This window comes from Geobacter sp. OR-1 (assembly GCF_000813145.1).
Lineage (GTDB): Bacteria > Desulfobacterota > Desulfuromonadia > Geobacterales > DSM-12255 > Geoanaerobacter.
Genome location: NZ_BAZF01000020.1, coordinates 24,670 through 49,739, shown reverse-complemented (window position 1 = coordinate 49,739; position 25,070 = coordinate 24,670). Strand labels below are relative to the sequence as shown.

At 57.1% G+C, this 25,070-nt stretch carries 17 protein-coding genes, 1 tRNA gene and 3 pseudogenes; 8 read left to right on the top strand and 13 right to left on the bottom strand.

What is annotated here, in order from left to right:
- Positions 1-97: 97 nt before the first annotated feature.
- The 8 genes and pseudogenes from selB to OR1_RS21060 all read right to left on the bottom strand — a co-directional run bounded on the left by selB (position 98) and on the right by OR1_RS21060 (position 11,578).
- Positions 98-2,014 (bottom strand): selenocysteine-specific translation elongation factor, encoded by a 1,917-nt coding sequence (gene selB, locus OR1_RS16885; RefSeq protein WP_041973380.1) that lies wholly within the window; start codon positions 2,012-2,014, stop codon positions 98-100.
- Positions 2,015-2,047: 33 nt separating this feature from the next.
- Positions 2,048-3,262 carry a hybrid sensor histidine kinase/response regulator gene (locus OR1_RS16880; RefSeq protein ID WP_041973377.1) on the bottom strand — a complete coding sequence of 405 codons (1,215 nt, stop codon included), beginning with the start codon at positions 3,260-3,262 and terminating at the stop codon, positions 2,048-2,050.
- 94 nt (positions 3,263-3,356) lie between these two features.
- On the bottom strand, positions 3,357-3,797 hold the full coding sequence (locus OR1_RS16875) for a hypothetical protein (protein WP_152609945.1): 441 nt from the start codon (positions 3,795-3,797) through the stop codon (positions 3,357-3,359).
- Between the two features lie 160 nt (positions 3,798-3,957).
- Positions 3,958-5,819 (bottom strand): annotated as a pseudogene (ftsH, locus tag OR1_RS16870) (ATP-dependent zinc metalloprotease FtsH).
- A gap of 223 nt (positions 5,820-6,042) precedes the next feature.
- Entirely contained in the window at positions 6,043-8,016 is a 1,974-nt protein-coding gene (locus OR1_RS21070; RefSeq protein ID WP_052440577.1) for an HD domain-containing phosphohydrolase, read from the bottom strand.
- A 35-nt stretch (positions 8,017-8,051) separates the two neighbouring features.
- Positions 8,052-9,065 carry a GGDEF domain-containing protein gene (locus tag OR1_RS21065; protein WP_160295273.1) on the bottom strand — a complete coding sequence of 338 codons (1,014 nt, stop codon included), beginning with the start codon at positions 9,063-9,065 and terminating at the stop codon, positions 8,052-8,054.
- A gap of 42 nt (positions 9,066-9,107) precedes the next feature.
- Complete coding sequence (locus OR1_RS16855; protein ID WP_041973371.1) at positions 9,108-9,593, bottom strand: ferritin family protein; 486 nt, start codon at positions 9,591-9,593, stop codon at positions 9,108-9,110.
- Positions 9,594-9,697: 104 nt separating this feature from the next.
- Positions 9,698-11,578, bottom strand: coding sequence for a PAS domain S-box protein (locus OR1_RS21060; protein ID WP_160295272.1), 1,881 nt, complete (start codon positions 11,576-11,578; stop codon positions 9,698-9,700).
- A gap of 523 nt (positions 11,579-12,101) precedes the next feature.
- Here OR1_RS21060 and ovoA point away from each other — a divergent pair.
- Positions 12,102-14,211: pseudogene (gene ovoA, locus OR1_RS16845) on the top strand (5-histidylcysteine sulfoxide synthase).
- A 104-nt stretch (positions 14,212-14,315) separates the two neighbouring features.
- On the opposite strand, the gene OR1_RS22525 reads toward ovoA, so the two are convergent.
- The 5 genes from OR1_RS22525 to yedF all read right to left on the bottom strand — a co-directional run bounded on the left by OR1_RS22525 (position 14,316) and on the right by yedF (position 17,319).
- Complete coding sequence (locus OR1_RS22525; RefSeq protein WP_193377111.1) at positions 14,316-14,483, bottom strand: hypothetical protein; 168 nt, start codon at positions 14,481-14,483, stop codon at positions 14,316-14,318.
- A gap of 102 nt (positions 14,484-14,585) precedes the next feature.
- Positions 14,586-14,891 (bottom strand): DUF167 domain-containing protein, encoded by a 306-nt coding sequence (locus tag OR1_RS16835; RefSeq protein ID WP_193377112.1) that lies wholly within the window; start codon positions 14,889-14,891, stop codon positions 14,586-14,588.
- 98 nt (positions 14,892-14,989) lie between these two features.
- A complete protein-coding gene (locus OR1_RS16830) occupies positions 14,990-16,363 on the bottom strand; it encodes a response regulator (RefSeq protein WP_052440572.1) in 1,374 nt (457 codons plus the stop codon).
- A 261-nt stretch (positions 16,364-16,624) separates the two neighbouring features.
- Positions 16,625-16,722, bottom strand: a tRNA-Sec gene (locus tag OR1_RS16825).
- Positions 16,723-16,731: 9 nt separating this feature from the next.
- The gene (yedF, locus tag OR1_RS16820; protein ID WP_041973364.1) at positions 16,732-17,319 is read right to left on the bottom strand and encodes a sulfurtransferase-like selenium metabolism protein YedF; all 588 of its coding nucleotides are present in this window, start codon (positions 17,317-17,319) and stop codon (positions 16,732-16,734) included.
- A gap of 149 nt (positions 17,320-17,468) precedes the next feature.
- Here yedF and selA point away from each other — a divergent pair, with 149 nt between their 5' ends.
- From selA to OR1_RS16785, 7 genes and pseudogenes are all read left to right on the top strand, one after another.
- The gene (gene selA, locus OR1_RS16815) at positions 17,469-18,869 is read left to right on the top strand and encodes an L-seryl-tRNA(Sec) selenium transferase (RefSeq protein ID WP_041973362.1); all 1,401 of its coding nucleotides are present in this window, start codon (positions 17,469-17,471) and stop codon (positions 18,867-18,869) included.
- 227 nt (positions 18,870-19,096) lie between these two features.
- Positions 19,097-19,675: a TetR/AcrR family transcriptional regulator gene (locus OR1_RS16810; RefSeq protein WP_041973359.1), complete on the top strand. Its 579-nt coding sequence runs from the start codon at positions 19,097-19,099 to the stop codon at positions 19,673-19,675.
- Positions 19,676-19,719: 44 nt separating this feature from the next.
- Positions 19,720-21,288, top strand: a complete 1,569-nt coding sequence (locus tag OR1_RS16805; RefSeq protein WP_160295271.1) for an ABC transporter substrate-binding protein — start codon at positions 19,720-19,722, stop codon at positions 21,286-21,288.
- A gap of 23 nt (positions 21,289-21,311) precedes the next feature.
- Positions 21,312-22,264, top strand: a pseudogene (locus OR1_RS16800) (ABC transporter permease).
- Positions 22,257-23,084 (top strand): ABC transporter permease, encoded by an 828-nt coding sequence (locus tag OR1_RS16795; RefSeq protein ID WP_041973350.1) that lies wholly within the window; start codon positions 22,257-22,259, stop codon positions 23,082-23,084. The pseudogene OR1_RS16800 and the gene OR1_RS16795 overlap by 8 nt, the downstream one beginning before the upstream one ends.
- Positions 23,081-24,076, top strand: a complete 996-nt coding sequence (locus tag OR1_RS16790; RefSeq protein ID WP_041973347.1) for an ABC transporter ATP-binding protein — start codon at positions 23,081-23,083, stop codon at positions 24,074-24,076. The genes OR1_RS16795 and OR1_RS16790 overlap by 4 nt, the downstream gene beginning before the upstream one ends.
- Positions 24,073-25,068, top strand: coding sequence for an ABC transporter ATP-binding protein (locus tag OR1_RS16785; protein ID WP_041973345.1), 996 nt, complete (start codon positions 24,073-24,075; stop codon positions 25,066-25,068). The genes OR1_RS16790 and OR1_RS16785 overlap by 4 nt, the downstream gene beginning before the upstream one ends.
- Positions 25,069-25,070: the final 2 nt, after the last annotated feature.

Below are 25,070 nucleotides of genomic sequence, written 5' to 3'. Positions count from 1 at the left end.
CGCAATGGCCGGAAAGGCTCGTAGTTTAGCTCATGAGAAGTCTAAACGAGATCAGGGATTATGCAACTCCCCGGGGGATTGACAGTGCCGATGCGGCTCAAATGCTGCTCCTGCGCAGCCGTCGCTTGTCGCCGGACCGGATGGTAAGTTTCTGCTCGTCAAAGTATTCAAGCAGCGGGATCATGTATTTGCGCGAGAGCCCAGTAACCTCCCTGAAATCGGCAGGCGACATCTCAGATTGCTGCTCAAGAAGCGCGACGACTTTGTCCCTGATGGCGGCCAGTGGCGCAGGGGGATAGAACAGGTCGCTCTTGACCTTCACTGCCCTGCCGCTACGGGCCAGCCGGTTCAGGAGTTCCAGTGCGGATTTTTCCGGCAGGTCGAAGAAAACTGCCAGTTCCTTTATCGAAGGTGGTTCGCTCCCATGGCTTGCCAGTTTGCTTTCGATCCGTTGCTCCATATCCTGTTGGGCGGCTGCAACCCGGTCTTGCCGCTGTAACGGCTTGACCAGTTCCCGGTCGATGACGAGCGTTCCGCTTTTTTCGAGCGCGCTGATACAGTAAGAGAAAAAACGCTGGTCGCTCCGCGCCGGAAACCGCGACTTCAATTCTTCTTTGCTCATAGCGTCTTTTAACGGGTTTTGGCTGAAGAAAGCGGCCAGCTCTTCTGCGAGTACCTGGCAGAGCGACGAGAATCCGGTGCGGCTCAGATAGATTTTCGGTTCCCGGCAGACCTGGATAATATCGCCGGAAGCCAGAAGCGGGGTCAGGACCGATTCCAGCCGCTTGGGGGCATAACCGGTCCTTTGGGTGAGGTCGGAGAAGGAGATACCGGACAGTACGTTGCTTGCTACCATCCCGCTGACGGTAGCCGCTTCGTCCACCGCCGCGACCGCTTCCAGCAACTGTACTGCTTCGCCGGTCCTGCGGCGCCTCGGCGGCGGGAAGGGGTCCAGAATCCTCCCCCCACCAACCGTTATTGCCGGAGAAGAACTGCGGAGAACGAATGTGTCGCCGTTTTGCAGCACTACCGGCTGCGACAGCCGGAGCTGGGCAAAGTCGGATTCGCCCGGTTCGAGTTGGCTGCGGTTGAACAGAACCACGCTCGCAGCGATTTCGTAGGTTGCGGCATGGAAGCGGAGCCGCGCCCGGTGTTTCAGCTTGCGCGGGGCCGATTTGAGAAGTTCGAGCCGGACATCGACAAGCCCGGTGGTACGAAACGCCCCCCGGGGGACGACCACATCGCCGCGCCTGACCTCATCGTGGCCCACACCCTGGAGATTGAGAGCCAGCCGCTCACCGGCACTCCCTTGATCGCGTCCGGCGCCGTGGGTCTGAACTCCCCGTACCCTGGCGTGCAAACCGCGTGGCAGAATCTCTACCTCGTCGTTCGTCGCTATCTTGCCGGACAGCATGGTCCCGGTTACGACAGTGCCGAAGCCTGGAACTGTGATGACCCGGTCGACGGGGAGACGGAACGGACCGTCCGCTCTCTTCTGGTCGGTGACCACGGCGAGCCTGCCGAGTTCGGCAACCAGATCTTCCAGCCCGGCGCCGGTCCGGGCCGAGACAGGGATTATCGGCGCGTTTTCGAGGAAACTGCCTGACAGAAACTCCTTTACCTCTTCCCTGACCAGGGCCAGCCATTCTTTTTCTACCAGGTCACTTTTGGTCAGGGCCACGATTCCGTTTTTGACCCCCAGTAACTGGCAGATATCCAGATGCTCCCGGGTTTGGGGCATGACCCCTTCGTCCGCCGCAATGACGAGCATCACCATGTCGATGCCGCCGACCCCTGCCACCATAGTGCGAACGAACCGCTCGTGACCTGGCACATCGACAATGCCGAAATGACAACGACCCGGGATCTCCAGGTGGGCGAAGCCGAGCTCGATAGTGATCCCCCGCGCTTTTTCCTCCGGCAGCCGGTCGGTGTCAATTCCGGTAAGCGCCTTGATCAGAGAGCTCTTGCCGTGATCAATATGTCCTGCAGTGCCTAATATAAGGTGTTTCATAGGTTATTTGATTCAGTGAGAGATGGGTTTTGGTTATTGTAGTTCTGTTTTGAACGGTATGGCGAAGTTGAACTCAGAACCTTTGCCCGGCTCGGTCTCAAAGTCCAGGCTCCCGCCGAGCAGCTCGACCAGTTTTTTCGCCAATGGCAGCCCGATGCCGACCCCCTCATACAAACGGGTCAATGAACAGTCTCCCTGACGGAATTCGTCGAAGATGACGTCGAGTTTCTCCTCCGGGATGCCGATGCCGGTATCTTTCACCGCTACCGCCAACCCCAGGCAGCTATCCCCTTTCCGCAACGGGGTAATCTTTACTTCGACTGCACCGATATGGGTAAATTTAATGGCATTATCCACTATAATTTCCAGGGTCTGTCCAAGGCTGAGATCATCTCCGTAAAGGATATCCGGCATAGGGTCCGCATAGACAATCCTGAAATCCAGCCCTTTCTGAGAGGCTTTGCCTGCAAACGGATGCATGATCGAGGATATGACCTCCCTGGGGGAAAACTTGCGGCAGATCTTGCCGTGGGAATCGCTCTTCACCTCGACATATGCCAGGATATTGTCCACGATCGAGTTCAGACGCTGGGCGGATTGTTCGGCGGCATTGAGCAGTTCCTGTTGCTCCGGGTCCAGCTGATGGTCTTTCAGCAGCGAGATGCTGCCGACGATCCCGTTCAAAGGGGTGCGTAATTCATGGCTGATGGCGGACATAAATGCCGATTTGGCAATGGAGGCGGAGTGGGCGGCATTTCTGGCAACTTCGAGTTCATACAGGGCATTGCGAAGTTCTGCCGTTTTCTTGAAAACCTCTTCCTCAAGCTGCTTTTTGTATTCCCGTTCCAGAGCCGCCCCCCTGGTAAAAGCCAGAGCCTTCTTGATCGAGTTCGCGAGAAGATCGAAATCCAATGGCTTGACAACAAAATCAAAGGCGCCATTTTTTATCGAGAGCATGGCAGTGTCCAGGTCTGCCTGGCCGGTCATTATGATAAAAGGGGTTTCCGGTGCCAGTTTCCTGGAAACATTGAGTATTTCCACTCCGGTCATGTTCGGCATCAGGTAATCACTGATTATGATGTCATATCTGCTTCGTGAGATCTCGTCCAGTGCCAGCAGCGGGTCATTGCAGCTGGTTATGTCGCAGGGTAACATCTTGCGCAGGTACTGGGGGATTATTCCCAGCAAGTTGGCGTCGTCATCGATGAGCAGTATGGTAATTTCATGTCCCGGTTCCTTGTACTGCATAAAGATACCCCCCCGTTGCTCTCAAACATTTTCAGGTAAAACTATGCAATAGACCGGCAAGGTGCTCGCCTTGGTCTGATACCCATAGACAAGGTTATGCTGAATCTGCTGCGATATGAAGCATTTCAATGTGACCGTGGCTGTATTCCACCATGACTTCGAGGAGTTTTGCCAGCTCCGGGTCCATAACCCGTTTGCTCGTTTCCAGATGATACTTTTCGATGGATTTTTCCAGAATCAGTGCCGTAATCAGGGCATCTTTCAGCGTCGGCGTCTTCACCTTGATGTTTTCGTTCAGGTTAGTGACATGCTCCAGAATATGCCTGATCAGAAAGTTTTCGTCGTCAAAGGGGGTGTAACTGTCAAAGTGGATTGCCCTGACCGTCCGGAACTGCTCGGCATGGCTCTCTTCCTCGATAGCCATCTCTGTCCAGAGCGTGGAAAATTTGGCGTTATCGGCAAATAACCCGGCAAAAGCATAATAAATGGACGCACAGGTCTCTTCGATCAGGACGCAAGCATCCAAGGTTCTCATGTCATCCCAAATTGGTAAAGGCGAATCAGCCATTGGCCACACCTTGTTAAACTTGCGTTCCTAATCCTAATTAAATGATATCAGACTTGCGCAATTCGTAAACTGGGCGATGCTGAAATTGATTTGGCAAGGAAATGCCGGCAATGTCGAGGGTTCATGATCAAGGTCTGACAGCGGCGGCAAGCTGCAGAATCTCCTCCACCCGGTTGCTATCAAGGGTTTCCTCTTCCTGTAGTGCTGTTGCCAGGGCATCCAGGCGATCCCTGTTGTCTCGTAACAGCTCATCGGCAGCCTCTTCTTCATGACAGATAATGGCGGTAATCTCCTGGTCGATCCTCCATGCCATCTCTTCGGAAAACCCCTTTTCTTCGGCCAGCTTGCGTCCGAGGAACGGATGTTCTTCACCGCGGGTAAAGGTGACCGGCCCGACCTTTTCGCTCATGCCCCACTGGCAGACCATTTTCTCGGCCAGGTCGGTAACCATCTTCAAGTCGCTCTGGGCACCGGTGGAGACTTCACCGAAGACCAGCTTCTCGGCGGCACGACCGCCAAGGGCTACACAGATCCGTTTCTCCAGATAGCTCCGCGGATAATGGTAGCGGTCGTCCTCCGGGAGTTGCTGGGTGATTCCCAGCGCCATGCCGTGGGGGATGATCGTGACCTTGTGGATCGGGTCAGTCCCGGGCAGCAGCCTGGCAATCAGGGTATGCCCTGCCTCGTGATAGGCGGTGATTCGCTTCTCGTTGTCGGAAATGACCATTTTCCGCTCGCCACCCATCAGCAGTTTGTCCTTGGCCAGTTCCAGATGGGTCATGGTGACGGTTGGGGCATTCTCCCGCGACGCCAGGATGGCTGCCTCGTTCACCAGGTTCTCCAGGTCGGCGCCGGTCATGCCGGGTGTTCCCTTGGCAATGGTTACGTAATCGATCTCTTCTGCCATGGTAATCTTACGGGTATGAACCCTTAAGATTTTTTCCCGGTCCGCCAGTCCGGACGCTCGATAACAACATGACGGTCGAATCGTCCGGGGCGGAGCAGGGCCGGATCAAGCACGTCGGGGCGGTTGGTGGCTGCCAGCACGATAACCTCTTCATGCTGATCAAAGCCGTCCATCTCGGAGAGGAGCTGGTTCAGCGTCTGCTCCCGCTCGTCATGGCCGCCGCCGAACCCTGTGCCGCGGCTGCGCCCCACGGCATCGATCTCGTCAATAAAGATGATGCTCGGCGCCCCTTTTTTCGCGCTGCTGAAAAGGTCTCTGACCCGGCTGGCGCCGACCCCGACAAACATCTCGATAAACTGGGAAGCAGAGATGGTGAAAAAATTGACCCCGGCCTCACCGGCAACCGCCCGCGCCAGCAGCGTCTTACCGGTTCCCGGAGGGCCGACCAGCAGGATACCCTTCGGCACCTTGCCGCCGATGCGGCGAAAATGCGCCGGCTCTTTCAGGTAATCGACAATCTCCTTCAGTTCCTGCTTGCTGTTCTCCATCCCGGCGACATCGTCAAAGGTAACATTGACCTTCTCTCCGCTGCCGTACATCTTGGCCCCGGATTTGGCAAAGCTGCCGAACATCCCTGCAGGCCCCTGGTTGCGGGCATTGCGCGAGATGTACCACCAGGCGCCAATGATCAGCAGTAAGGGGAGAATTGCGATCAGTATGGAAAAAAGAGGCGATGCTTCGGGAGATACGGCCGTGATCTCTACCTTTTTATCGGCCAGTTCGGCAAGCAGCGCCGGATCGGCGATTGCGGGCATAGTTGTGGTAAAGGCCCCTACTTCCCGGGTGACCTGTTTCCCCTGAACCATTTCCGGCAGCTGAATCTTCTTCAGGAATTCACCGCTTGTCGCTGTCCCCTTGAACCTGACCTTCTTCAGGTTATTGGCCGCAAGTTCGCTGCGGAAGCGGCTGTAGCTTATCTCGGCGCTCTGGCCGGCATTGCTCTGGAAATAGCTGTAACTGAGATTAAACAGGATCGCGATAACCATCATCAGTAGAAAGGTGCGCCAGGTAGACTGGTTCATTGGTTGGTCCTTGCCTGAAAATCATTGCCATCTTCGATAAGTGTAGCATCTAACCAGTTCTTTTGCTGTTGATCTTTGAATTGGCAAAGTTAAATAATCAGCGTGTTAAATTATGTTATGGTGCTCCACCAGTGACTGCAAGCTCCGGTGGGCGGCTCGGAAGCGGGCATCCTCGGCATAGGACGTTGGGGCTGGGCATGGGACCCCGTCTTTTGTCATGGTCTCAACCGACGAGGACATCCGAATCAAGACAGACTTTGACAACATGCGGATCAAAGTGCGTACCTGACAGTGATCGGAGGTGCTCGCGGACCTTTTCTACAGACCAGGAGGAGCGGTAGCGGCGGTCTGATCTGAGAGCATCCCATACGTCAACCACGGCAAAGATGCGTGCAGTAAGGGGGATCTGGTCGCCTTTCAAGCCGAGCGGGTAGCCGGTGCCGTCCCACTTTTCATGATGGGAGTAGGGGATGTCGAGTGCCGAGCGCAGGTAGCGGATGGGGGAGAGCATTTCAAAGGCAAAAGCGGTGTGGTTTCTCATTACCACCCATTCCGCTTCGGTCAGCGAATCGTGTTTCAATAAAATCGCGTCCGGGATAGCCATCTTGCCGATGTCGTGCAGCAGTGCGCCCCAGCGGACCTGAACCAGCTCTTCGTCGTTCAACCCGAACAGCCGCGCCAGTTTTACGGTCAACACCGCAACCCGCTGGGTGTGCCCTTCAGTCTCATTGTCGCGCAGTTCCAGCGCCCGGGACCACCCTTCGATGGTGGCGTTATAGGCCTGGGCCAGTTCGATGTTGGAGCGCTGCAGGTTGTCGAACAGGGTGACATTATCGATAGCAATTGCGGCCTGGGCTGCCAGCGCCTTGAGGAAATCGAGCCAGTTTTCATCGTGCGACTGGGGAGATCGATGAAAAACCTCCAACACCCCCATGAGCTGGCCTTTCGCTATCAATGGCACTCCGTAGTAACTGACAAATTCTTCACCCGCTAACAGGATTTCACCCAGAAAGCTGTCGTGCTCTTTTGCCAGATCAGGGACGTGGACTAAGCTCCGTTCCTGTGCTGCGCCGCCGGCATACCCTTCGCCCAGCGGCTGGCGCACATGTTCAATGGCTTTGGTGTTGAAACCGCGGCCGGCGATAAACTCCAGCGTCCGGGTTTGGGGGTTGAACAGCAGGACGTCAGCGGCGTCAACTCCCAATTGGACAATGACATGGGTAAGGAGTGTGGTCATGCTGAGATTCAGGTCAAAGCTGAAATTGATGGCACGGTCTATCTCAACCAAAGCGGTCAGGTGTTCCAGGTGCCGTTGTATCCGTTCCTCTGCACACTTGATATTGCTGATGTCCGCAAAGGTCACAACAACCTGGCGCAACTGCTCGTGACTGTCAAACTCGGGATAGGCATTCACCAGCACCCATGATTCTTCGTCATTGTCACGGATAATCCCCATGACAAAATTCTTGAGCAGATGTCCAGTGGCGATTACCTGATTGACTGGGAATTCATCTGTCGCCAGCCGGGTACCGTCCTCGCGGACAAAGTGCCAGTACGGGTGGCCTGCGTCCTTGCCCAGCATCTGATCCGGTGACTTGCCGAGCAGTTGCGAGGCTTCCGGGTTACACATGACGATCCGGGTATTAGGGGCATGGACAACAACACCGATGGGAAGATGTTTGATCAACAGCCAATGATCTTCAAGATTTTCGATCAGCGACCAATTAGCCTCGTCCTTTGCCCGCAAGGCTGCCTCGGCCCGCTTGCGGTCGCTGATGTCTCGGATGTTGCACTGGATGACCTTTTCCTCGCCAACCAGATAGACATTGCTGACGAATTCTACCGGAACCAGACGGCCGTCTTTGGTTTTAAGCGGCAGGTTTTCGTAGCGGATATACTTGTTCTTCTGCAGCGCCAGGAAGGAGCTCCTGCTGGCCTCGACATCCTTGAACGCGCCGACCTCCCAGAGTTTCTTTTCCACAAACTCTTCCCGGGAGTACCCCAGCATGTCGACCAGATACGGGTTTACGTCGCTGATCAATCCAGTCTCGGCATTGAGGATCAAAATGCCGTCCTGGGCGGTTTCGAAGAGGCGGCGATAGCGCAGTTCCGAGTTTATGAGCGACTGATCCATCCCGGACAGGCCGGAGAAAGGTGTTTTTGCCGGTGCTTTTACCGTTGTTGCATGGTGTTTCATTGGGCTCTCTCTTGATTCTCCGTCGCCTCCAGCGGCTATGATTCCTTTTGTAACGATTTATCCAGATACATCCGCTCATCAACAAGATTTAAAGCTCCCGCAAGCTGGTCTTTGTTTCCAGCGGAAGCTATGCCGAATGCGATGCTCACCTGGCCATCGATGATTTCAGGGGAGTTCTTGATCCTCATGACCGCCTCCTCCGCAACCTTTTCGTCCGTTTCCGGAAGAAGAACGGCAAACTCGTCTCCACCGATACGGGCAACGATGTCCTCACCCCTGAAGGCATGCAGGATAATCCGTGCCGCAGAACGGATCAGATTATCCCCTGCGGCATGCCCCAAGGTATCATTGACTGTCTTCAGGCCGTTAACATCAGCCATCACGATGCTCAGGGGAAACATCCTGCCATGGGCAAACCGCTCCAGTTCTTCATCGAAAAACGCCCGGTTATAGAGGCCGGTCAAGCTATCGTGAGTGCTGACGTGGCGGAGCGCCTCTTCTATTTCTTTTCGGGCGGTTATGTCTTCCATGGCCAGCAGGATTATATGTGAGCCGATATTTTCCCGAAATATCTGCCGGGCATTGAGCAGAATAATCTTGCGGCCGATCCCCGGGAAATCATGCTCGACCTCATAGTCATTGAATACGGTATCGTGGGGGAGGATCTCCTCAAAGAGTATCCTCAGTTTGGGGATGTCCCATTGCCGGTTACCGAGGTCATAGATGAAATTGCCGATGGTTGCTTCCGGCGTTACCTTGAAGGTGTTATAGAAGCTTTGATTGACAGTGAGAATCTTCAGGTCGGCATCCAGCACTACAAGCGGTTCGCGCACGGTTTCGACGATATTCTCGGCATATTCCCGGGCTTGCCGCAGCTCTGCATTCTGCATCTCCATCTCGATCCGGTAGGCCTCAAGTTCATGGATGAGTCTTTGATACTCTTCCTTTGTCCGGTATGGACGCGCTGTCGCAGTTTCCGCCGGCAAATGCTCTTTAGCCTGGCAGCTGAGTTCTGCGGCCGGTGTTCCCCAGTCCTTATGAATACCCATATCGGTCCTTTTTACTTGTGGATTATCAGACTGCATGCATGTTTAGTACTCCTTGAGGTTGCTGAACTCGCCCCAGGCAAGGAAGTTTTTCGGTGATTCTACAAAAGAGTAAATGTTTTCGACTATGCTCAAGTGCTTTCGTTCCTCGTCGGCAATCTTGAGCAGGATCTCGCGGGTCCCCTCGTCCTTCGCTTGCCCGGCCAATTCCTCGTAGAACTTGACCCCCTTTTCCTCTTCCTTTACTACAAGTTGGTACGCGTCGGGATCTTCTTGCAGTTGGGCCATGAGGTCGCGCTTTGACAGCAGGGGTTTGAACAGGCATGCCGCCTCCTGCAAGGCCTTGAACTGTGCTTTTTGCGATTTGGCACTCTTTTTAATACTCACCAGGGCATCATGGTGTTCCTGCTCGGCATCAGACAGGAGGGTAAAGAGATTCTTCAACTCGGGAACCGTAGCAGTCTCTGCCAGCTTTGCGTAAAACACCCTGGCTTCCTCTTCCATCTTGATGGCACAATCGAAAATATTCATGGGGATCTCCTTTTCGGGTGATTGATACAAACAGTATGACTCCTTCGGCAACGATTCATCCTGATACGTCCGCTTGTTCTGTTCGCCAATTTGTTTTTACGGAACTAGTCTCGGGGCAGAGTGAACCAGAACGTCGCCCCCTTGTCCGGTGCCCCTTCTGCCCATACTTTCCCACCGTGGCGCCGTATGATCCTTTCCACCGTGGCCAGACCGATACCTTCGCTTGCATATTCCTCAGTGCCGGGCAATGACTGGAAAGGCTTAAAAAGCCTGTCTGCATTCGCCATATCGAATCCTGTCCCGTTATCCCTCACAAAACAGGCCGGCATCCCATTGATTTCCGTCATTCCGAATTCTATGAACGCTTCTTCGTGGCTGACCGTATGTTTCCAGGCGTTGCCGAGAAGATTGTTCAACGTCATCTGCAGCAGGTTCCGGTCCGCATCAGCCTTGATGCCATCGGCAATCCGGAATGAGACGCACCGTTCGGGTTTGGATATCCGGAGTTTCTCTGCTGTCTCCCGGGCCATTTCGCTCAGGTCGATATCTTCCCGGTGCAGTTCAATCCTCATCGGCCTGAAAAAATCATGCATGATGCCGATGAGTTCGGCCAAATGCCTGGTTTTGTCGTAGATGCGTCTTGCATTGTTTTTACACTGCTCGTCTGTTTTGGCGCAGGAAAAGTCCTGGATCGCACGAGCATAATCCCCGATGGCCATGAGGGATCGGAGCAGGTCGTTGGAGACCGTGTAACTGAACGACTCCAGGTCCCTGTTGGCCGCTTCCAGGTCTGCAGCTCGCGTCGCCAGATCTGTGTTCAGGCGTTCGATCTCCGCTTCAGCGCGCTTGCGTTCAGTGATATCGTTAAAGGTAAGAACCGCACCGGTTATTTCTCCGTCGATAATTATCGGCCTGCTGGTAAAAATAACGGGGAAAGCCGTTCCGTCTTTCCTCAGGAACATCTCGTCTCCGGAATGAACAGTGCCGTCCTTATAAGCCGCATAAACAGGGCATTTTTGCGCAGGATATTGAGAACCGTCAGGCCTGGCATAGTGCCATGTCGAATGGCTATGCCTTCCGACAAGTTCACTGACCTCATATCCCAGCAAGGTGGCAGCAGAGGTGTTGACAAATGTCTGGTTTCCTTCCAGATCGAGTCCGATAATGCCCTCCCCGGCAGAAGCCAGAAGCAACTCGTTTTGGATGCCGGTTTTTTTTAGCTCATCCTCCAAGAGCTTGCGTTCGGTGATGTCCTGACAGACAACCAGGATGTTGGGCGCACCGGACAAGTCGGATATTGCCTGGGCAGTTTCCTCTACCCAGAGCGTCTTCCCGTCTTTCCGGACTTTGCGGAACTGCCAGCGATACACCTGATCCGGGTTTTGCAGACACATCTGCAACTGCCCGATCACAGCAGGCCGGTCGCCTTCATGGAACAGCATCAGTACCGACTGACCTTCCAGTTCAGCTATTTTATACCCTAGTTGGCAGGCGCAAATCGGATTGGCCGTAAGCATGGTCAAGTCGGCATCGAGGGTTACGATCATGGTGGGGTTGTCGTGAAACAGTGCCCGATAGCGCGCTTCGCTGAAACGCAGGGCATCGACGTCGCTCTTTCGCCGGATGGCATAACGGATCGTGCGCGTCAGCAGCCTGCCGGTGATTTCACCCTTGACCAGGTAGTCCTGTATGTCCATTTGCAATGCTTTAAATGCCGTATCTTCATCATCCAGGCCTGTCAGTACGACCACCGGCGTCAGTTTCGACTGATTCCGCACCGCCAGCGCGGTTTCGAGCCCCTGGCTGTCAGGGAGCCCGAGATCGGTCAGGATGCAGTCGAAGCCCCGGCTGCGCAGTTGCGTCAGCCCCTCCGCCAGAGTCTTGACGTGCTGCACGGAGCACTCCGGATGACTGGCCTCCGCCAGCATCTCTTTGATAAGTTCTGCCTCCGCTCCGCTGTCCTTGATCAGCAGAATTTCAATCATCTTGCTTTGCATCCGCTCATTCCTTTTCCCGGATCAGTTTTTTTCATCTTTGGCCATTTAATTGCGACTTAGCCGAAGTAAAGTATGTTTGCGCTACTGATTCAGCATCAATCGTGCCCTATTGTCGATTGTGAATTGCTGCGCAAATTTGAATGGTTACAATGCGATGACCAGGATCGCCGCTTCTGCTCCTGCGGCAATTATGATCCTCAATCCGGTAGTGACAGTGGACAACTTACTGATTTCAATATCTTATTCTCGACGCTCCAGATGTGTATGTAGCAACAAATGTAGCAGGTTACGGCAGCCCTGATCTTGAGGGTATTTTGGTGATTTACTCTGTATAATCGAGCTGTTGCCTGATAATTGTCAGCAGTTTGTTGACGGCACGTTATTTGCCGATTACTTGAAACGGCAAACCATCACCTTCCAGCCGATTTTCGTCTAACTCATTTGCCCGGAATTTTTTGATAAACTTTAGATGCAGAGTGGTATAGAGCTGCAGACAGAGGGAGCTGCGATCATGAAACAGCGCGCAACAAAAACCATAATTCTGGCCGAAGGGGATCCCGAGCAGAAGCGGGCTGAAATTCTCAACTATTTTCATCAAACTTTCGACATCGACGAAAAACTGTACGACACCCTCAAGTATGACGACACCTTTTACCTGCGGGCGGACCGGCTGCGCCACCCGCTGATCTTCTACTTCGGCCACACCGCCACCTTTTTCATCAACAAGCTGACCATTGCCCGGGTCATTGAACAGCGGATCAATCCCAGCTACGAGTCGATGTTTGCCGTGGGTGTTGATGAGATGTCGTGGGACGACCTGGACGAGCGGCATTACAACTGGCCGACCCGCCAACAGGTAAAGGCGTACCGTGACCAGGCCCGCGAGCTTGTGGACGGGCTGATCCGGAAGCTGCCGCTTTCGCTCCCGATCACCTGGGAATCTCCCTGGTGGGGGATCATGATGGGGATCGAGCATGAACGGATTCACCTGGAGACCTCATCGGTGCTGATCCGCCAGCTCCCGATCGATCAGGTGGTGCAGCTGCCGGACTGGGAGATCTGTCTGGAAAACCGGGGAGCCGCCGGCCAACCGGCTGCTGCCGGTGGCCGGGGGGAAGGTGGCGCTGGGCAAGCCGAGGAACCATCCGCTCTATGGCTGGGACAACGAGTACGGTAACCATGAGGCCGAGGTCGCCGGGTTCAAGGCGAGCGAATACCTGGTCTCCAATCGGGAATTCCTGGGGTTCGTCGAGGCAGGCTGTTACCGGGAGCAGCAGTGGTGGACCGACGAGGGGTGGCACTGGCGGGAATTCAAGCAGGCGGAGCAGCCGCTGTTCTGGCTGAAGAAGGGGAATGGCTGGCAGCTGCGCACCATGGCCAGTGAGATCGACATGCCGTGGAACTGGCCGGTGGAGGTCAATTATTTGGAGGCCAAGGCGTTCTGCAACTGGAAGGCGGCGCAGACCGGGCTGGCGATCAGGCTCCCCACCGAGGACGAATGGAACCGGTTGCGCGATCTCTGCGATATTCCGGATCAACCATACTGGCAGCAAGCGCCGGGCAATATCAACCTGGAGCAATGGGCATCGTCCTGTCCGATCGATCGGTTCAAGACCGGTGATTTTTATGATCTGCTGGGGAATGTCTGGCAGTGGACCGAAACCCCGATCTACCCGTTCCACGGCTTTGAGATCCACCCCTGGTACGACGATTTCTCCACCCCCACCTTTGATACCAGGCACAACCTGATCAAGGGAGGCTCGTGGATTTCCACCGGCAACGAGGCGACGCGGGACTCGCGCTATGCCTTCCGCCGCCATTTTTTCCAGCATGCCGGGTTCCGCTACGTCGAGAGCGCGGCGCCGATCGAGATCCATCAGGACCAGTACGAAACCGATACCCTGGCGGCCCAGTACTGTGACGCCCATTATGGTCCGGAACATTTCGACGTCCGCAATTTCCCGGCAACGGTTGCCGGGATCTGCCTGGAGCTGCTGGCCGACCGCCCCAAGGGACATGCCCTCGATCTCGGCTGTGCAGTGGGGCGGGCATCCTTTGAGCTGGCCCGGGGCGGTTTTAGCTGGGTGACGGGGCTGGACTTCTCCACCCGCTTTTTCCGGCTGGCGGCACGGATGCAGGAAGAGGGGTATCTGCGCTACGAACTTGCCGAAGAGGGTGAGGTGGTCTCATTCCACGAGATCGACCTGGCCGCACTGGGTCTGGCAGGGGTCCGCGAGCAGGTAGATTTCTATCAGGCCGATGCCTGCAATCTGCCGGGCAAGTTTACCGGCTACGATCTGGTGCTTGCTGCCAACCTGATCGACCGGCTCTATTCGCCGCGCAAATTCCTGTCCACCATTCATGAGCGGCTGAACCCCGGTGGCCTCCTGGTGATCACCTCGCCCTATACCTGGCTGGAGGAGTTTACCAAGAAAGAGGAGTGGCTGGGTGGCTACCGCGACAGCGGTGAGCCGGTCTGGACCCTGGATGGGCTGAAAGAGGCGTTGGCGCCCCATTTTCGTATGCTCGGCGCGCCGCGCGATGTACCGTTCGTCATCCGTGAAACCAGGCGCAAGTTCCAGCACAGTATTGCCGAACTGACTGCGTGGGAGCTGAAATAGGGAGCAGGGTAGTAACGCACGGATGTTTTTAGATTGCTGCTGTCAGAAACAAAAAGGCGACCGATTAGGCCGCCTTTTGTGGTTAATGGCAGGTTGAACTGCCGTCAGGTCAGTTTCTGAGGAGCGCAGACGTTGTCGGGACTGTTGGCTTTAGCACCGCAGTTTCCGCAGACAACGGTCGGTTTGTCGGAGAGGCTCTTTATGCACTCATTGCTGTTCTCTGCCTTGAGAGCACACATGTGCATTTTGTGTTGTTCGATATTGCACGCCATGACGTCCTCCATTCTTTGCTTGGATTGTATCCTCTGAATAAAGTATAGCCACAGTCATGAACGTACGCAATGCTTGACGGCCTTGCTTGAAGTAAGAAGGGGTTAGAGGTCAAGATCCTGCTGTCCAAGGATTGCCGGCAACCGTTTCGGTGCCTTGATCCGCAACTGTTTGTTGACATTCATCCGTCCGAACACAACCTGAATATCGCTTACGGACACCCCAAATTCATCAGCAAGAAATCGCACCATATGGTCGGTTGCCCGGCCGGCACGGGGGACTGCCGTCACGCTGACACAGAGTTGGTGCCCCTTCATCTTTCCGATGGCATCCCGTTTGGCATTAGGGGTGCCAAGAATGTTGAGTACCAAGGTATCCCCATCCCACGTATAAACCGGTTTCTTCACTATTTCTCCGTAATTCAACCATAGATGTTCTATGCAGCCTGCAACTGGCCGGTTATCTCATCGTTCTTGTCTGCGGCTGCTTGAGCGTGTTGGATGTAAATCTATTTCGACATGTTCCTAAAGACGTCTCTGATCATCGAGAGCTTGTACGGCTTCTGGATAAATCCGGCCAGCCCTTTGCCGACAAATTTTTGCGTGACTTCCTGTTCGTTGTAACCGCTCGACATGATGACCTTGATTGAGGGATTTATACGCCTGAGCTCCCTGAAGGCCTGCTCCCCGTCCATGTGAGGCATGGTAAGGTCGAGAATGACAAAGCTGATATCGTCACGGCCGCTGAATACTGCAATCGCGTCCCTGCCGTCTTCCGCTGTTACGACATCGAAGCCGAGCTCTCGTAACATCTCAGTGCCAAGGGCTCGGATTGTCTCTTCATCATCAACAAGCAGGACAGTTCCGCTACCTTTCCATTCAGTGGTGTCGCTGCCGATTTTGCATGTTTCCTCCGGCTTGCCGCCGGCCGGTAACAGTATCTTGAACGAAGAGCCTTTCCCCGGTTCACTGTACACCTTTATGGCGCCCTTGTGTCCTCTTACTATGCCAAGAACTGCCGCCATTCCGAGCCCGCGTCCGGTGAACTTGGTGGTGAAAAACGGGTCAAAGATCTTGGAAAAGGTATCTTTGTTCATGCCGCAACCGGTGTCGGCAATTTCCAGAGATACATAAAGACCGTCGCTCAAGTTATCGTCAAGCCAGACATCTTTGAGGTAGTTCCGGTCGCACTCCATACACCCGGAGGTTATGGCGATTATGCCGCTTTTTTCACCGATTGCCTCAGAGGCATTTATAACCAGATTCATTATAACCTGGCGTATTTGCGTGGCGTCGGCCTCAACTGTCGGCAGCGGTTGGTGCAGATTGAGCTTTAGTACGGCCTTCTTTGAAATGGAGACCTCAAGCATATGAAGCATCTCTTCAACGAGACGGTTCATGTCGATACTCTCAATAACGAACCGTCCTTTCCCGGAGTAGGCGAGCATCTGCTTTGCGAGGTCTGAGGCGCGCCCGGCGGCTTTTTCAATCCGGTGCAGGTTTTCAAGAACCGGGGACTCGGGGTTGAGGCGCATTAACGCAAGATCGGCGTTGCCGATAATGGCAGTCAGGATGTTGTTGAAGTCGTGGGCTATACCGCCGGCCAGGACACCCATGCTTTCAAGCTTCTGGGCATGAAGCATCTGCTCTTCGATCTTTTTCTTCTCTGCGGCCAGTCTCTTTTCATCGGAGATGTCACGGCCTATGACCAGGAGGTTCAGACGGTCGCGGACAATGAACCGGGAACATTGGTACGTTACCGGCACTTCTTTCCCGAAACTGGTGTGCAGAACTGCTTCAACGCTGCGTGGTATGCCGTCATCTATGACTTGTTCCGCAATGTCTCTCAACCGGGACATCTTCCAGTGTGAATCGGCATCCAAATTTGACCCCTGATCGGCGTTGAACCGTGACCCACCTACATCGTTAACTTTCTAATTTTTAATTGAAACCAATCTTGGGCGGGTCAACCTTGGGTGCCGATGGTGGGTCAAAATCCCAGGCCAATTCACAGCACGTCCGTCCGTACCCAGTACCACTCACAAATTTTGTAGTAATAAGTGTCAACAAATATTTTGAAGTAGTTAGTGGCAACGGTGGCCACTAATTGCTTCAAGGGACAATTAAATGCATGTGGTAAAAGTTGGCGGAGGCACATGGGAATCGAACCCACCAGGGAGGCTTCTCACCCCCCTCAACGGTTTTGAAGACCGCGCGGCCCACCAGCGACCGACGTACCTCCGGGAAGGGATTACAGCTTGATAACGGAACCGGCAGCCAGCAGGGCTTCGGCGCTGTTGTACATGTTTGTCACGCTACCGACCCTGAGTTTCTCCTTTTTATGGAAAAAGTCAAGGCAGAGACCGCAGGAGAAGATCTCGACTCCCATGTCGGCCAGCTTCTGCAGCGGTTCCACCACTTCCGAGCCTTCGGTGGTGAGGTGGATGGCAGTGTTGAGGAAAAACATCCGTGACGGGAGATCCGGGAGTTCGAGCAGGGTGATGATGAAGTTCTTCATCAGCAGTTTTCCCAGCTCTTCCGGGCCGTCCCCCAGCCTGTCGGAAGTCACGAGGATGACGGTCTCTCCGCTCTTCTGCGTGGCTTGAGTACGGACCGGTATCGTATTCGCACCCTTGTTGACCCGCAGGGCAAAGCCTTGCTCCAATTCGGTCTCCGCAACCTGGTAGCCGCGGTTCTGCAGAAAGCGCGTGACGTTTTCCCGGGCTGCGCCTGTGTCTACCAGCAGTTCGATCTCGCCGTCGCCCGATTCCTCAAGCGCCTTTTTGGTTGTCACTACCGGGGCCGGGCAGGCCATGTTCCTGCAGTCAATGGTCTTCATCTGTTCTCCAGCTGTTTTTTAGGTCAGAATTAGAGCCTCAGGCGGTTGCCTGTGGTATTATTTGTTCGCGCCTTGCGGCTGCGGTGGCGTAGTGGTTATTTATAACATACTGGCCGGCCAGGACGGCAGTTTTTTTTCAGGAGCGGATCATGGGAAATGAGTTAAGCCGAATCCCCAAAGTGGACAAATTGCTGGCCTGGCCGCAGGTAGCGGCGTTTTTGGTGAAGCATCCCAGGCCGCTGGTGCTGCAGGCCATCCGGAATACGCTCGATAGGCTCAGACAGGAGTCGGTCAACGGGGTGCTGCGGGAAAAGATCGGGGAAGACGGCCTGATCGCCTTAGTGAGTGTGGAGCTGGACCGCCTCTCCAGCAGCAGTCTCCGGACCGTGATCAACGGTTCCGGAGTGGTCATCCACACCAACCTGGGGCGTTCCCTGCTTGCCAGGTCTGCCTGTGAGCAGATAGCCACTGTTGCCGGACATTACAGCAATCTTGAGATCGATTTGACGACCGGTGAGCGGGGGGAGCGTTACAGCCACCTGGAGGGGTTGCTGTGTGAGCTGACCGGCGCCGAGGCCGCCATTGTGGTCAACAACAACGCGGCAGCCGTACTGCTTGCCCTTTCGGGGATGGCGGCCGGGCGGGAGGTCGTGGTTTCCCGCGGGGAGCTGGTCGAGATCGGCGGTGCGTTCCGGATCCCGGACGTGATGCGCCAGAGCGGTTGCCTCCTTCGCGAAGTAGGCGCCACCAACCGGACCCATCTGAAAGACTACCGGTCGGCAATGACTGCTGAGACCGGCCTGCTTCTCAAGGTACATACCAGCAATTATGCAGTAGTCGGTTTTACAGCAGAGGTGAGCATCGAAGAGTTGGTCGCCCTTGGGAGCGAGCAGGGCATTCCGGTTATGGCAGACATCGGCAGTGGCTTGCTGCTCGATCTGTCGTTGTACGGCATTTCCGGCGAGCCGACCATAAACGAATACGTGCGTAGCGGCGCCGACATCATCACCTGCAGCGGGGACAAGATGCTCGGCGGGCCGCAGGCCGGGATCATCCTGGGGAAGAGGTCGATTATCGACAAACTGCGCCGCCACCCGCTGCTACGGGCGATTCGCATCGACAAGCTCACCCTGGCCGGGCTGGAGGCAACTCTCAGGCTGTACCGCGATGAGCGGCAGGCGGTCGCCGAGATCCCCACCTTGCGGATGCTGACGCTCCAACCTGCCGACCTCATGAAAAAAGGGCAGAGCTGGCTCCGTCGTCTCCGGGGGAAGATCCCTGTCTCGGTTACGCTTGCGCTGCAGGAGGGGAGTTCCCAGGTCGGCGGCGGCGCGCTGCCGCTGCTCGATCTGCCGACGGTTCTCATCGCCGTAACGGCTGAAGGCCTGTCCGCCCAGGCGATCGACCAGGCATTAAGGAGTGGGCGGGTGCCGGTTCTGGGGCGGATCTACCGCGACCGCTACCTGCTTGATCTGCGCACCCTTCAGGAGAACGATCTGCCGCCCCTGGCCGAGGCGCTGCAGCTTCTGGTCACTCCTCCACCTTCTTGAGAAATCGGGCCATTTCTTCTCCAAAGCCTGCTGCGCCGGATAACTACATATATTTGCGGAAGGTTAGACAGTTCCACTTCCGCTTATGTAGTCTGTGCTCTCCTTGACTATGATGTCGGCACGAATTCCTCCGTCACACATAACCACTGCAGATTTTTTCGCTTGACAATAAATAACGATATTATATAAAAGCATTATATAACCGAATTATCTAATGAGGAGCGCGTATGTCCCCGAGAAATGCCCAGTTTAACAAGGAAGAGATAGTTGAGGCAGCTTTCCAGCTGGTGCGGGAGCAGGGGTGGAGCGGCTTTTCTGTGCAGGCCGTTGCCAGGGCCATCAATTCTTCCACCATGCCGATCTACTCCCAGTTTGCCAATGTGCGGGAACTGGAGGACGAGGTCTGTATAAGAGCCATGGCGCTTATGAAAGCCTGCCTCCTGGTGGACAGGACCGGCGACAAATGGATCGACCAGGCGATCAGCTATGTCAATTTTGCCGTGGAGGAGAAGCACCTTTACCGCTGCCTGGGGGACGGGAGAAACATTGAGCAGCAAAAAAATCTCGGCATGGAGCTGGTGAAATATATCGACGAACTGTTGGCCGATTATCCGCTGTTTGCAGGTTTAAGCGAGATGGAGTTCAAGATGATCAGGCTGTCGCGGATGATGTTTGCCCAGCGCCTGGCGTTCTGGCTGAACCGGGACGAAAATTTCCTCAAAGACAAGGGGCTCGACACCGAGGAGTTCATCCGCCGGACAAGCAAGGCGATCTACGACGGGTTCATGCTGCAGTTCCGGGCTTAAATAAGTAACAAGTAAGGATCGATACCATAATGGGGAGGTTTCAAATGGGTACCAGACGGCCGGGTTATCTGCGCATCATGCTAGCGGTAGCAGCAGTGACAATGATCTTCGTGCTGAATAGTTCCGGGACCGGCATTTGCGCGCCCGGGCCCGGCCCCAAGCCGGGCGGCACCCTGACGGTCGGAATGGAACTGGAATTCCGCGGGTTCGATCCTCTGAAGGCAAATTTTCTGGGTCTTGCCGACCGGAGCGTGGCCATGGCCGTGGAAGAGCGGCTGTTCGACCTGGACGCCAAGGGGAACCTGGTGCCGGAACTGGCCCTGTCCGCCAAGCCGGCCAAGGATGGCAAGAGCTGGACCCTCAAACTGCGCAAAGGGGTGCGCTTCCATGACGGTACCCCGTTTGATGCCGATGCCGTGGTCGGGCACTGGCAACGGCTCCTCGATCCGCAGAACAGGTTCTTCGCCCGTACCGCCTTTGGCCCGATCGAATCGGTGCAGAAACTGGACGCGTTCACCGTCCGTTTCAACCTGAAGCACCCTTGGGCCGCATTCAAAAGCGCCCTGTCCGCACCCCAAGCCATTGCGGCGTACATTCCCTCACCCAAAGCGCTGAAAGATGACTCCCAAAACCGGGCGCCAGTGGGGACCGGGCCGTACATGTTCAAGGAGTGGCTTGCCAACGACCGCCTGGTGGTGGTCAGAAACCCCAACTACTGGCGCAAGGGGAAAGGGCACCTGGATAGCGTGGTCTTTCGCCCCATGCCGGATATGCAGGCCAGGTTTGCCAGCCTGCAGTCCGGCGAGAGCGACGTGATCCAGACTGATAGGGGGGCGAGCATACTGCAGGCCCGTCAAGACCGCTCCCTCCGGATCTACACCAGCGAAGCCGCCGGGGCGTACAACTTCATCTTCAATACCTCAAAACCGCCTCTGGACGACGCCCGCGTCCGTCAGGCACTTGCCCATGCCTGGAACCAGGATCTCCTGGTCAAGGCGGATTACAAGGGGACCCTGCCGTTGGCGAAGGACCCGTTCGGCGGGCTGCTTTCCTGCGGCGATTCAGCTTACCGGGGGTACGATCCGGCCAAGGCCAGGAAGCTGATTGCCGAGTACGGCAAGCCGGTCAACCTGGAGATGATCCACACCAATACGCTGCGGGGCAAAGAGGCCGGCGAGATCATGCAGCGGCTCTTCAAGGAGATCGGTGTTACGCTCAGGCTCACCCCCCTGGCCGAAGGACAGCTGGCAAAGCGGGGGATCGCCGGCGACTACCAGATCTCCGGCTGGAAGATGATGGATTTTGACGACATGGGACCTTTTCTCATGGCCAATCTGTACTCCGACAGCAAGCAGAATTTCGGCCGGTACCGGAACCCGAAGATGGATGAACTGCTGACGACCCAGCAGCTAAGTACCAACCGAAAGGAACGGGATAAGGCACTCTGCGGCGTTGCCAGGTTGATCAACGAAGACGCGGTCTTCCTCTACGGAGGCGGCCGGCGCTTTCATGTCATTGCCAAGCCGCAGGTCAAGGGGATCGAGAACGTCAGGCACGGCGTCATCCGGGTCAGCGATGCCTGGCTTGACGCCGGTGGGAAGAGCGTCAGGTAGCGGTGCCGGCCGAGGTGTAATTCATGCTTTTCTTCTGGACCAAATTCATCCATCTGCTCCTGGTCGTCCTGGCCGTGACGCTGCTGACCTTTGTGATGCTCGACCGCTTGCCGATGGATGTCGCCGCCGAAGTGGCCGGGTATGGGGCTTCCAGCGCCGATTTGGCCACGGTGCGGGAGGAGTTGGGGCTGAACAGGCCGCTGGCAGTGCGTTACGGCCACTGGCTGGCTGGCGCCGCCAGGGGTGACCTGGGGAAATCGTTCGCCAGCGGCCAGCCCGTGGGGGAAGCGATCCGCTCGCACCTTCCCGTTACCCTGGAGCTGGTCATCCTGGCCCAGGGGTTCGCCCTGCTGCTGGCGCTGCCGCTGGCGCTCATTTCTGCTTGGAAAGCCGGGTCGCGCCTGGATCGGGCCGTGCGGACCATCGCCTTTGGTTTCGCCTCACTTCCCGCATTTGCCGTGGCCATCGGCCTGATCATCCTCCTGGCGCTGCGGCTCGGACTGTTTCCGGCCACCGGCTATACGCCGCTTTCCGCCGGGATCTGGTCCAACCTGAAAGGGTTCATGCTCCCCGCGCTCTCTATCGCCCTGGTGGAGTGGGTTCCCCTGATGCGAGTGCTGCGCAGCGACCTGATCGATACTCTGCAGGAGGATTTCATCCTGCTGGCCCGCTGCAAGGGGCTTTCCGACCGGCAGATCCTCATCGGTCACGCCCTGCGCCCTTCCTGCTTCACACTGATCACCCTCTTCGGTATGCAGGCTGCCAGCCTGATCGGCGGGGCAGTGATCATCGAACTGCTCTTTTCGCTCCCCGGGGTCGGCGGCTGCTGGTGACCGGCATATTCGCCCAGGATTACCCGGTGGTGCAGGGGTGCGTGCTTCTGATCGCCGTGGCGTACGTGGGACTCAATTTCCTGGTGGATATCTGTTATGGGCTCCTTGATCCGCGGGTGCGGCAGGGAGGGGCGCATGGCTAATTTCATAAAACTGAGAAATATCCCGTTCCGACTCGCCGTACTCTGGCTTGCCGTCGTGCTCATTGCCGCCGTCACCGCGCCATGGTGGCCGGTCCCAGCCCCGGACCGGATCGATCCGGAGCTCCTGGCCGCACCTCCCGGCGCAGCGCACCTGCTCGGCACCGACAGCATGGGGCGGGACATCGGGGCACGGCTCCTCTTCGGCAGCCGCGTCTCCCTGGTGGTCGGTTTCTGCGCCCCGTTCACCGGCATGCTGCTCGGCGTCCTGCTCGGCATCCCGGCCGGTTTTTACCGGGGTCGATACGAGCGGTTCGTCCTGTTCCTCCTCGATACGCTTCTCGCCTTTCCCGGCCTGATCTTTCTCCTGGTCTTCACCTTTATCGTCGGCGCGAGCCTGCCGACCATCACCGTCGGCCTCGGCATCCTCATCGCCCCCCGTTTTGCCAGGGTAGCCAGGGCCAACACCATCAGGTTCGCGGAGCGGGAGTTCGTGCTGGCTGCCAGAGGGATCGGCGCCAGCGATTTTTCGATCATCATGCGCGAGATTCTACCCAACCTGCTGACGCCGCTACTGGTCTACATGCTGTTGTCCGTGGGGTATGTGATCATTGCCGAAGGGGGCTTGAGCTTTCTCGGCCTGAGCGTTCCTGCGCCGGCGCCGAGCTGGGGTGGGATGATCGCCGGAGGGCGGGACCTGCTGGACCAAGCGCCCCATATCTGCCTCATCCCGACCCTGGTGATGTTCCTCACCGTCCTGTCGGTCAACCTGATCGGCGACCAGCTGCGGCCGAAACTGGACAGCCGGGAGAGCCGCCTATGACGGCGGCCGGGCGCCATCTGCTGTCGGTGGAGTCGCTCTCGGTCCGGATCCCCGGCAGGAAGGGGGAACTGCATGCCGTGAATCAGGTCTCGTTCTCCCTTGAGAGCGGGAGGACCCTGGCGGTCGTTGGTGAATCGGGGAGCGGCAAGAGCATGTTCTGCCGGGCCATCCTCGGCATCCTCCCTACTGGCGCTACCATGGGGGGGGAGGTCTCTTTTGCCGGGACGAGGCTCTCAGGGCTTTGCCGCAGGGAGCTGGATGCGGTGCGGGGCAAGGAGATCGGGGTGGTGCTGCAGAACCCGATGTCATCGCTCAACCCGACCATGAAGATCGGCCGGCAGGTCGCCGAGCCGATGCTGCGGCACCTGGGGATGTCCGGCTCCGAGGCCGCGGCGCGGAGCCTGGAACTCCTGGCAGCGGTCGGCATCCCCGGTCCCGCCGAGAAGGCCGGCAGTTACCCGCACCAGCTTTCCGGAGGGATGCGCCAGCGGGTAGCCATCGCCATGGCCCTTTCGTGCGATCCCAGGCTCCTGATCGCCGACGAGCCGACCACGGCCCTGGACGTGACGGTGCAGGCGGAGGTCCTGAACCTCCTGGCAAGGTTGCAGAGGGAGCGGAACATGGCGATGATCCTGGTGACCCACGACCTGGGGGTGGTGGCCGGGATGGCCCACGACACTGCGGTTATGTACGCCGGAGAGATCGTCGAGCAGGCGGAGACCACTGAGCTGTTTGCCCGGATGCGGATGCCGTACACGAGAGCACTGTTCGATGCCATCCCCCGTATCGATGCCCCACCCCACACCGAACTGGCGGCAATCGGCGGCGCCCCGCCCGATCTGGCCGCACTGCCGGCCGGCTGCCGGTTCGCCCCTCGCTGCCGCTATGCCCAAGAGCGTTGCCGGGCCGAAGAGCCGCCGCTGATCAATGACTGGAGTGAGGGTCATCGCTACGCCTGCTGGTTTCCTCTTCCTGTGGGGGGACGGCCATGACCGGGCAGGGGAAAAAGAAAAATGAACCGCTGCTGCGGGTAGCGAACCTGGTGGTGGAGTTCCCGGCTGGCCGGGGGAAAAGGGTGCATGCCGTCTCCGGTGTCTCCTTCACCCTGGATCGCGGGGAAACCCTCGGCCTGGTCGGTGAGTCGGGTTGCGGCAAGTCGTCCCTGGCCCGCGCAATCATGCAGCTCCCCGCCCCAACCGCCGGAAGGGTGCTCCTCGACGGGGAGGAGCTGACTACCGTCGATTCGGTGTGGCTGCGCATCCTGCGCCGCCGATTCCAGATGATCTTTCAGGACCCGGTATCCTCACTCAACCCATCCCGGCCGGTGGGGCGAAGCATCGAGGCGCCGCTTCTCGCCATGGGGCACGACGGCCCGACAGAGCGGACCCGGCGGGCACGGGAGATGATGACGGCGGTCGGCCTCGATCCCGATCGCTATTACGACCGGCGGCCGGATCAGCTCTCCGGCGGCCAGTGCCAGCGGGTCAGCATCGCCCGCGCCCTGATGACCGGGCCCGAACTCCTGGTCTGCGACGAACCGGTCTCTGCCCTCGACGTTTCGGTGCAGGCCCAGGTCGTCAACCTGCTGGCCGAGATCAGGAGAACGTACGGACTCGCCATCCTTTTCATCGCCCATGACCTGGCCGTGGTGAAGAATATTTCCGACCGGGTAGGGGTGATGTGCCTCGGCCACATGTGCGAGGTTGCCCCCTGCGAAAGTCTGTACGCGGCGCCTTCACACCCCTACACCGCTGCGCTGCTGGCCGCTGTGCCGCGGCCCGACCCCGGCTATCACCCCCCGGAGACCGGGCTGCTACCCGGTGAACTTCCGTCTCCGCTCGACCCGCCCAGCGGCTGCCGGTTCCGGACCCGCTGTCCTTATAATGACCTTCTCTGCGCAACAACCCAGCCGGAGCTGCGCGAGATAGCCCCGGGCCACCTGGTTGCCTGCCATCACCCTCTGCAGGGAAAGGGGGGCGTGTGAGG

Bases quoted from the DNA above. Each gene is read 5' to 3' on its own strand.
- selB (WP_041973380.1), bottom strand. From the start codon at position 2,014: ATGAAACACCTTATATTAGGCACTGCAGGACATATTGATCACGGCAAG.
- OR1_RS16880 (WP_041973377.1), bottom strand. From the start codon at position 3,262: ATGCAGTACAAGGAACCGGGACATGAAATTACCATACTGCTCATCGAT.
- OR1_RS16875 (WP_152609945.1), bottom strand. From the start codon at position 3,797: ATGAGAACCTTGGATGCTTGCGTCCTGATCGAAGAGACCTGTGCGTCC.
- OR1_RS21070 (WP_052440577.1), bottom strand. From the start codon at position 8,016: ATGAAACACCATGCAACAACGGTAAAAGCACCGGCAAAAACACCTTTC.
- OR1_RS21065 (WP_160295273.1), bottom strand. From the start codon at position 9,065: ATGGGTATTCATAAGGACTGGGGAACACCGGCCGCAGAACTCAGCTGC.
- OR1_RS16855 (WP_041973371.1), bottom strand. From the start codon at position 9,593: ATGAATATTTTCGATTGTGCCATCAAGATGGAAGAGGAAGCCAGGGTG.
- OR1_RS21060 (WP_160295272.1), bottom strand. From the start codon at position 11,578: ATGATTGAAATTCTGCTGATCAAGGACAGCGGAGCGGAGGCAGAACTT.
- OR1_RS22525 (WP_193377111.1), bottom strand. From the start codon at position 14,483: ATGGCGTGCAATATCGAACAACACAAAATGCACATGTGTGCTCTCAAG.
- yedF (WP_041973364.1), bottom strand. From the start codon at position 17,319: ATGAAGACCATTGACTGCAGGAACATGGCCTGCCCGGCCCCGGTAGTG.
- selA (WP_041973362.1), top strand. From the start codon at position 17,469: ATGGGAAATGAGTTAAGCCGAATCCCCAAAGTGGACAAATTGCTGGCC.
- OR1_RS16810 (WP_041973359.1), top strand. From the start codon at position 19,097: ATGTCCCCGAGAAATGCCCAGTTTAACAAGGAAGAGATAGTTGAGGCA.
- OR1_RS16805 (WP_160295271.1), top strand. From the start codon at position 19,720: ATGGGTACCAGACGGCCGGGTTATCTGCGCATCATGCTAGCGGTAGCA.
- OR1_RS16795 (WP_041973350.1), top strand. From the start codon at position 22,257: ATGGCTAATTTCATAAAACTGAGAAATATCCCGTTCCGACTCGCCGTA.
- OR1_RS16790 (WP_041973347.1), top strand. From the start codon at position 23,081: ATGACGGCGGCCGGGCGCCATCTGCTGTCGGTGGAGTCGCTCTCGGTC.
- OR1_RS16785 (WP_041973345.1), top strand. From the start codon at position 24,073: ATGACCGGGCAGGGGAAAAAGAAAAATGAACCGCTGCTGCGGGTAGCG.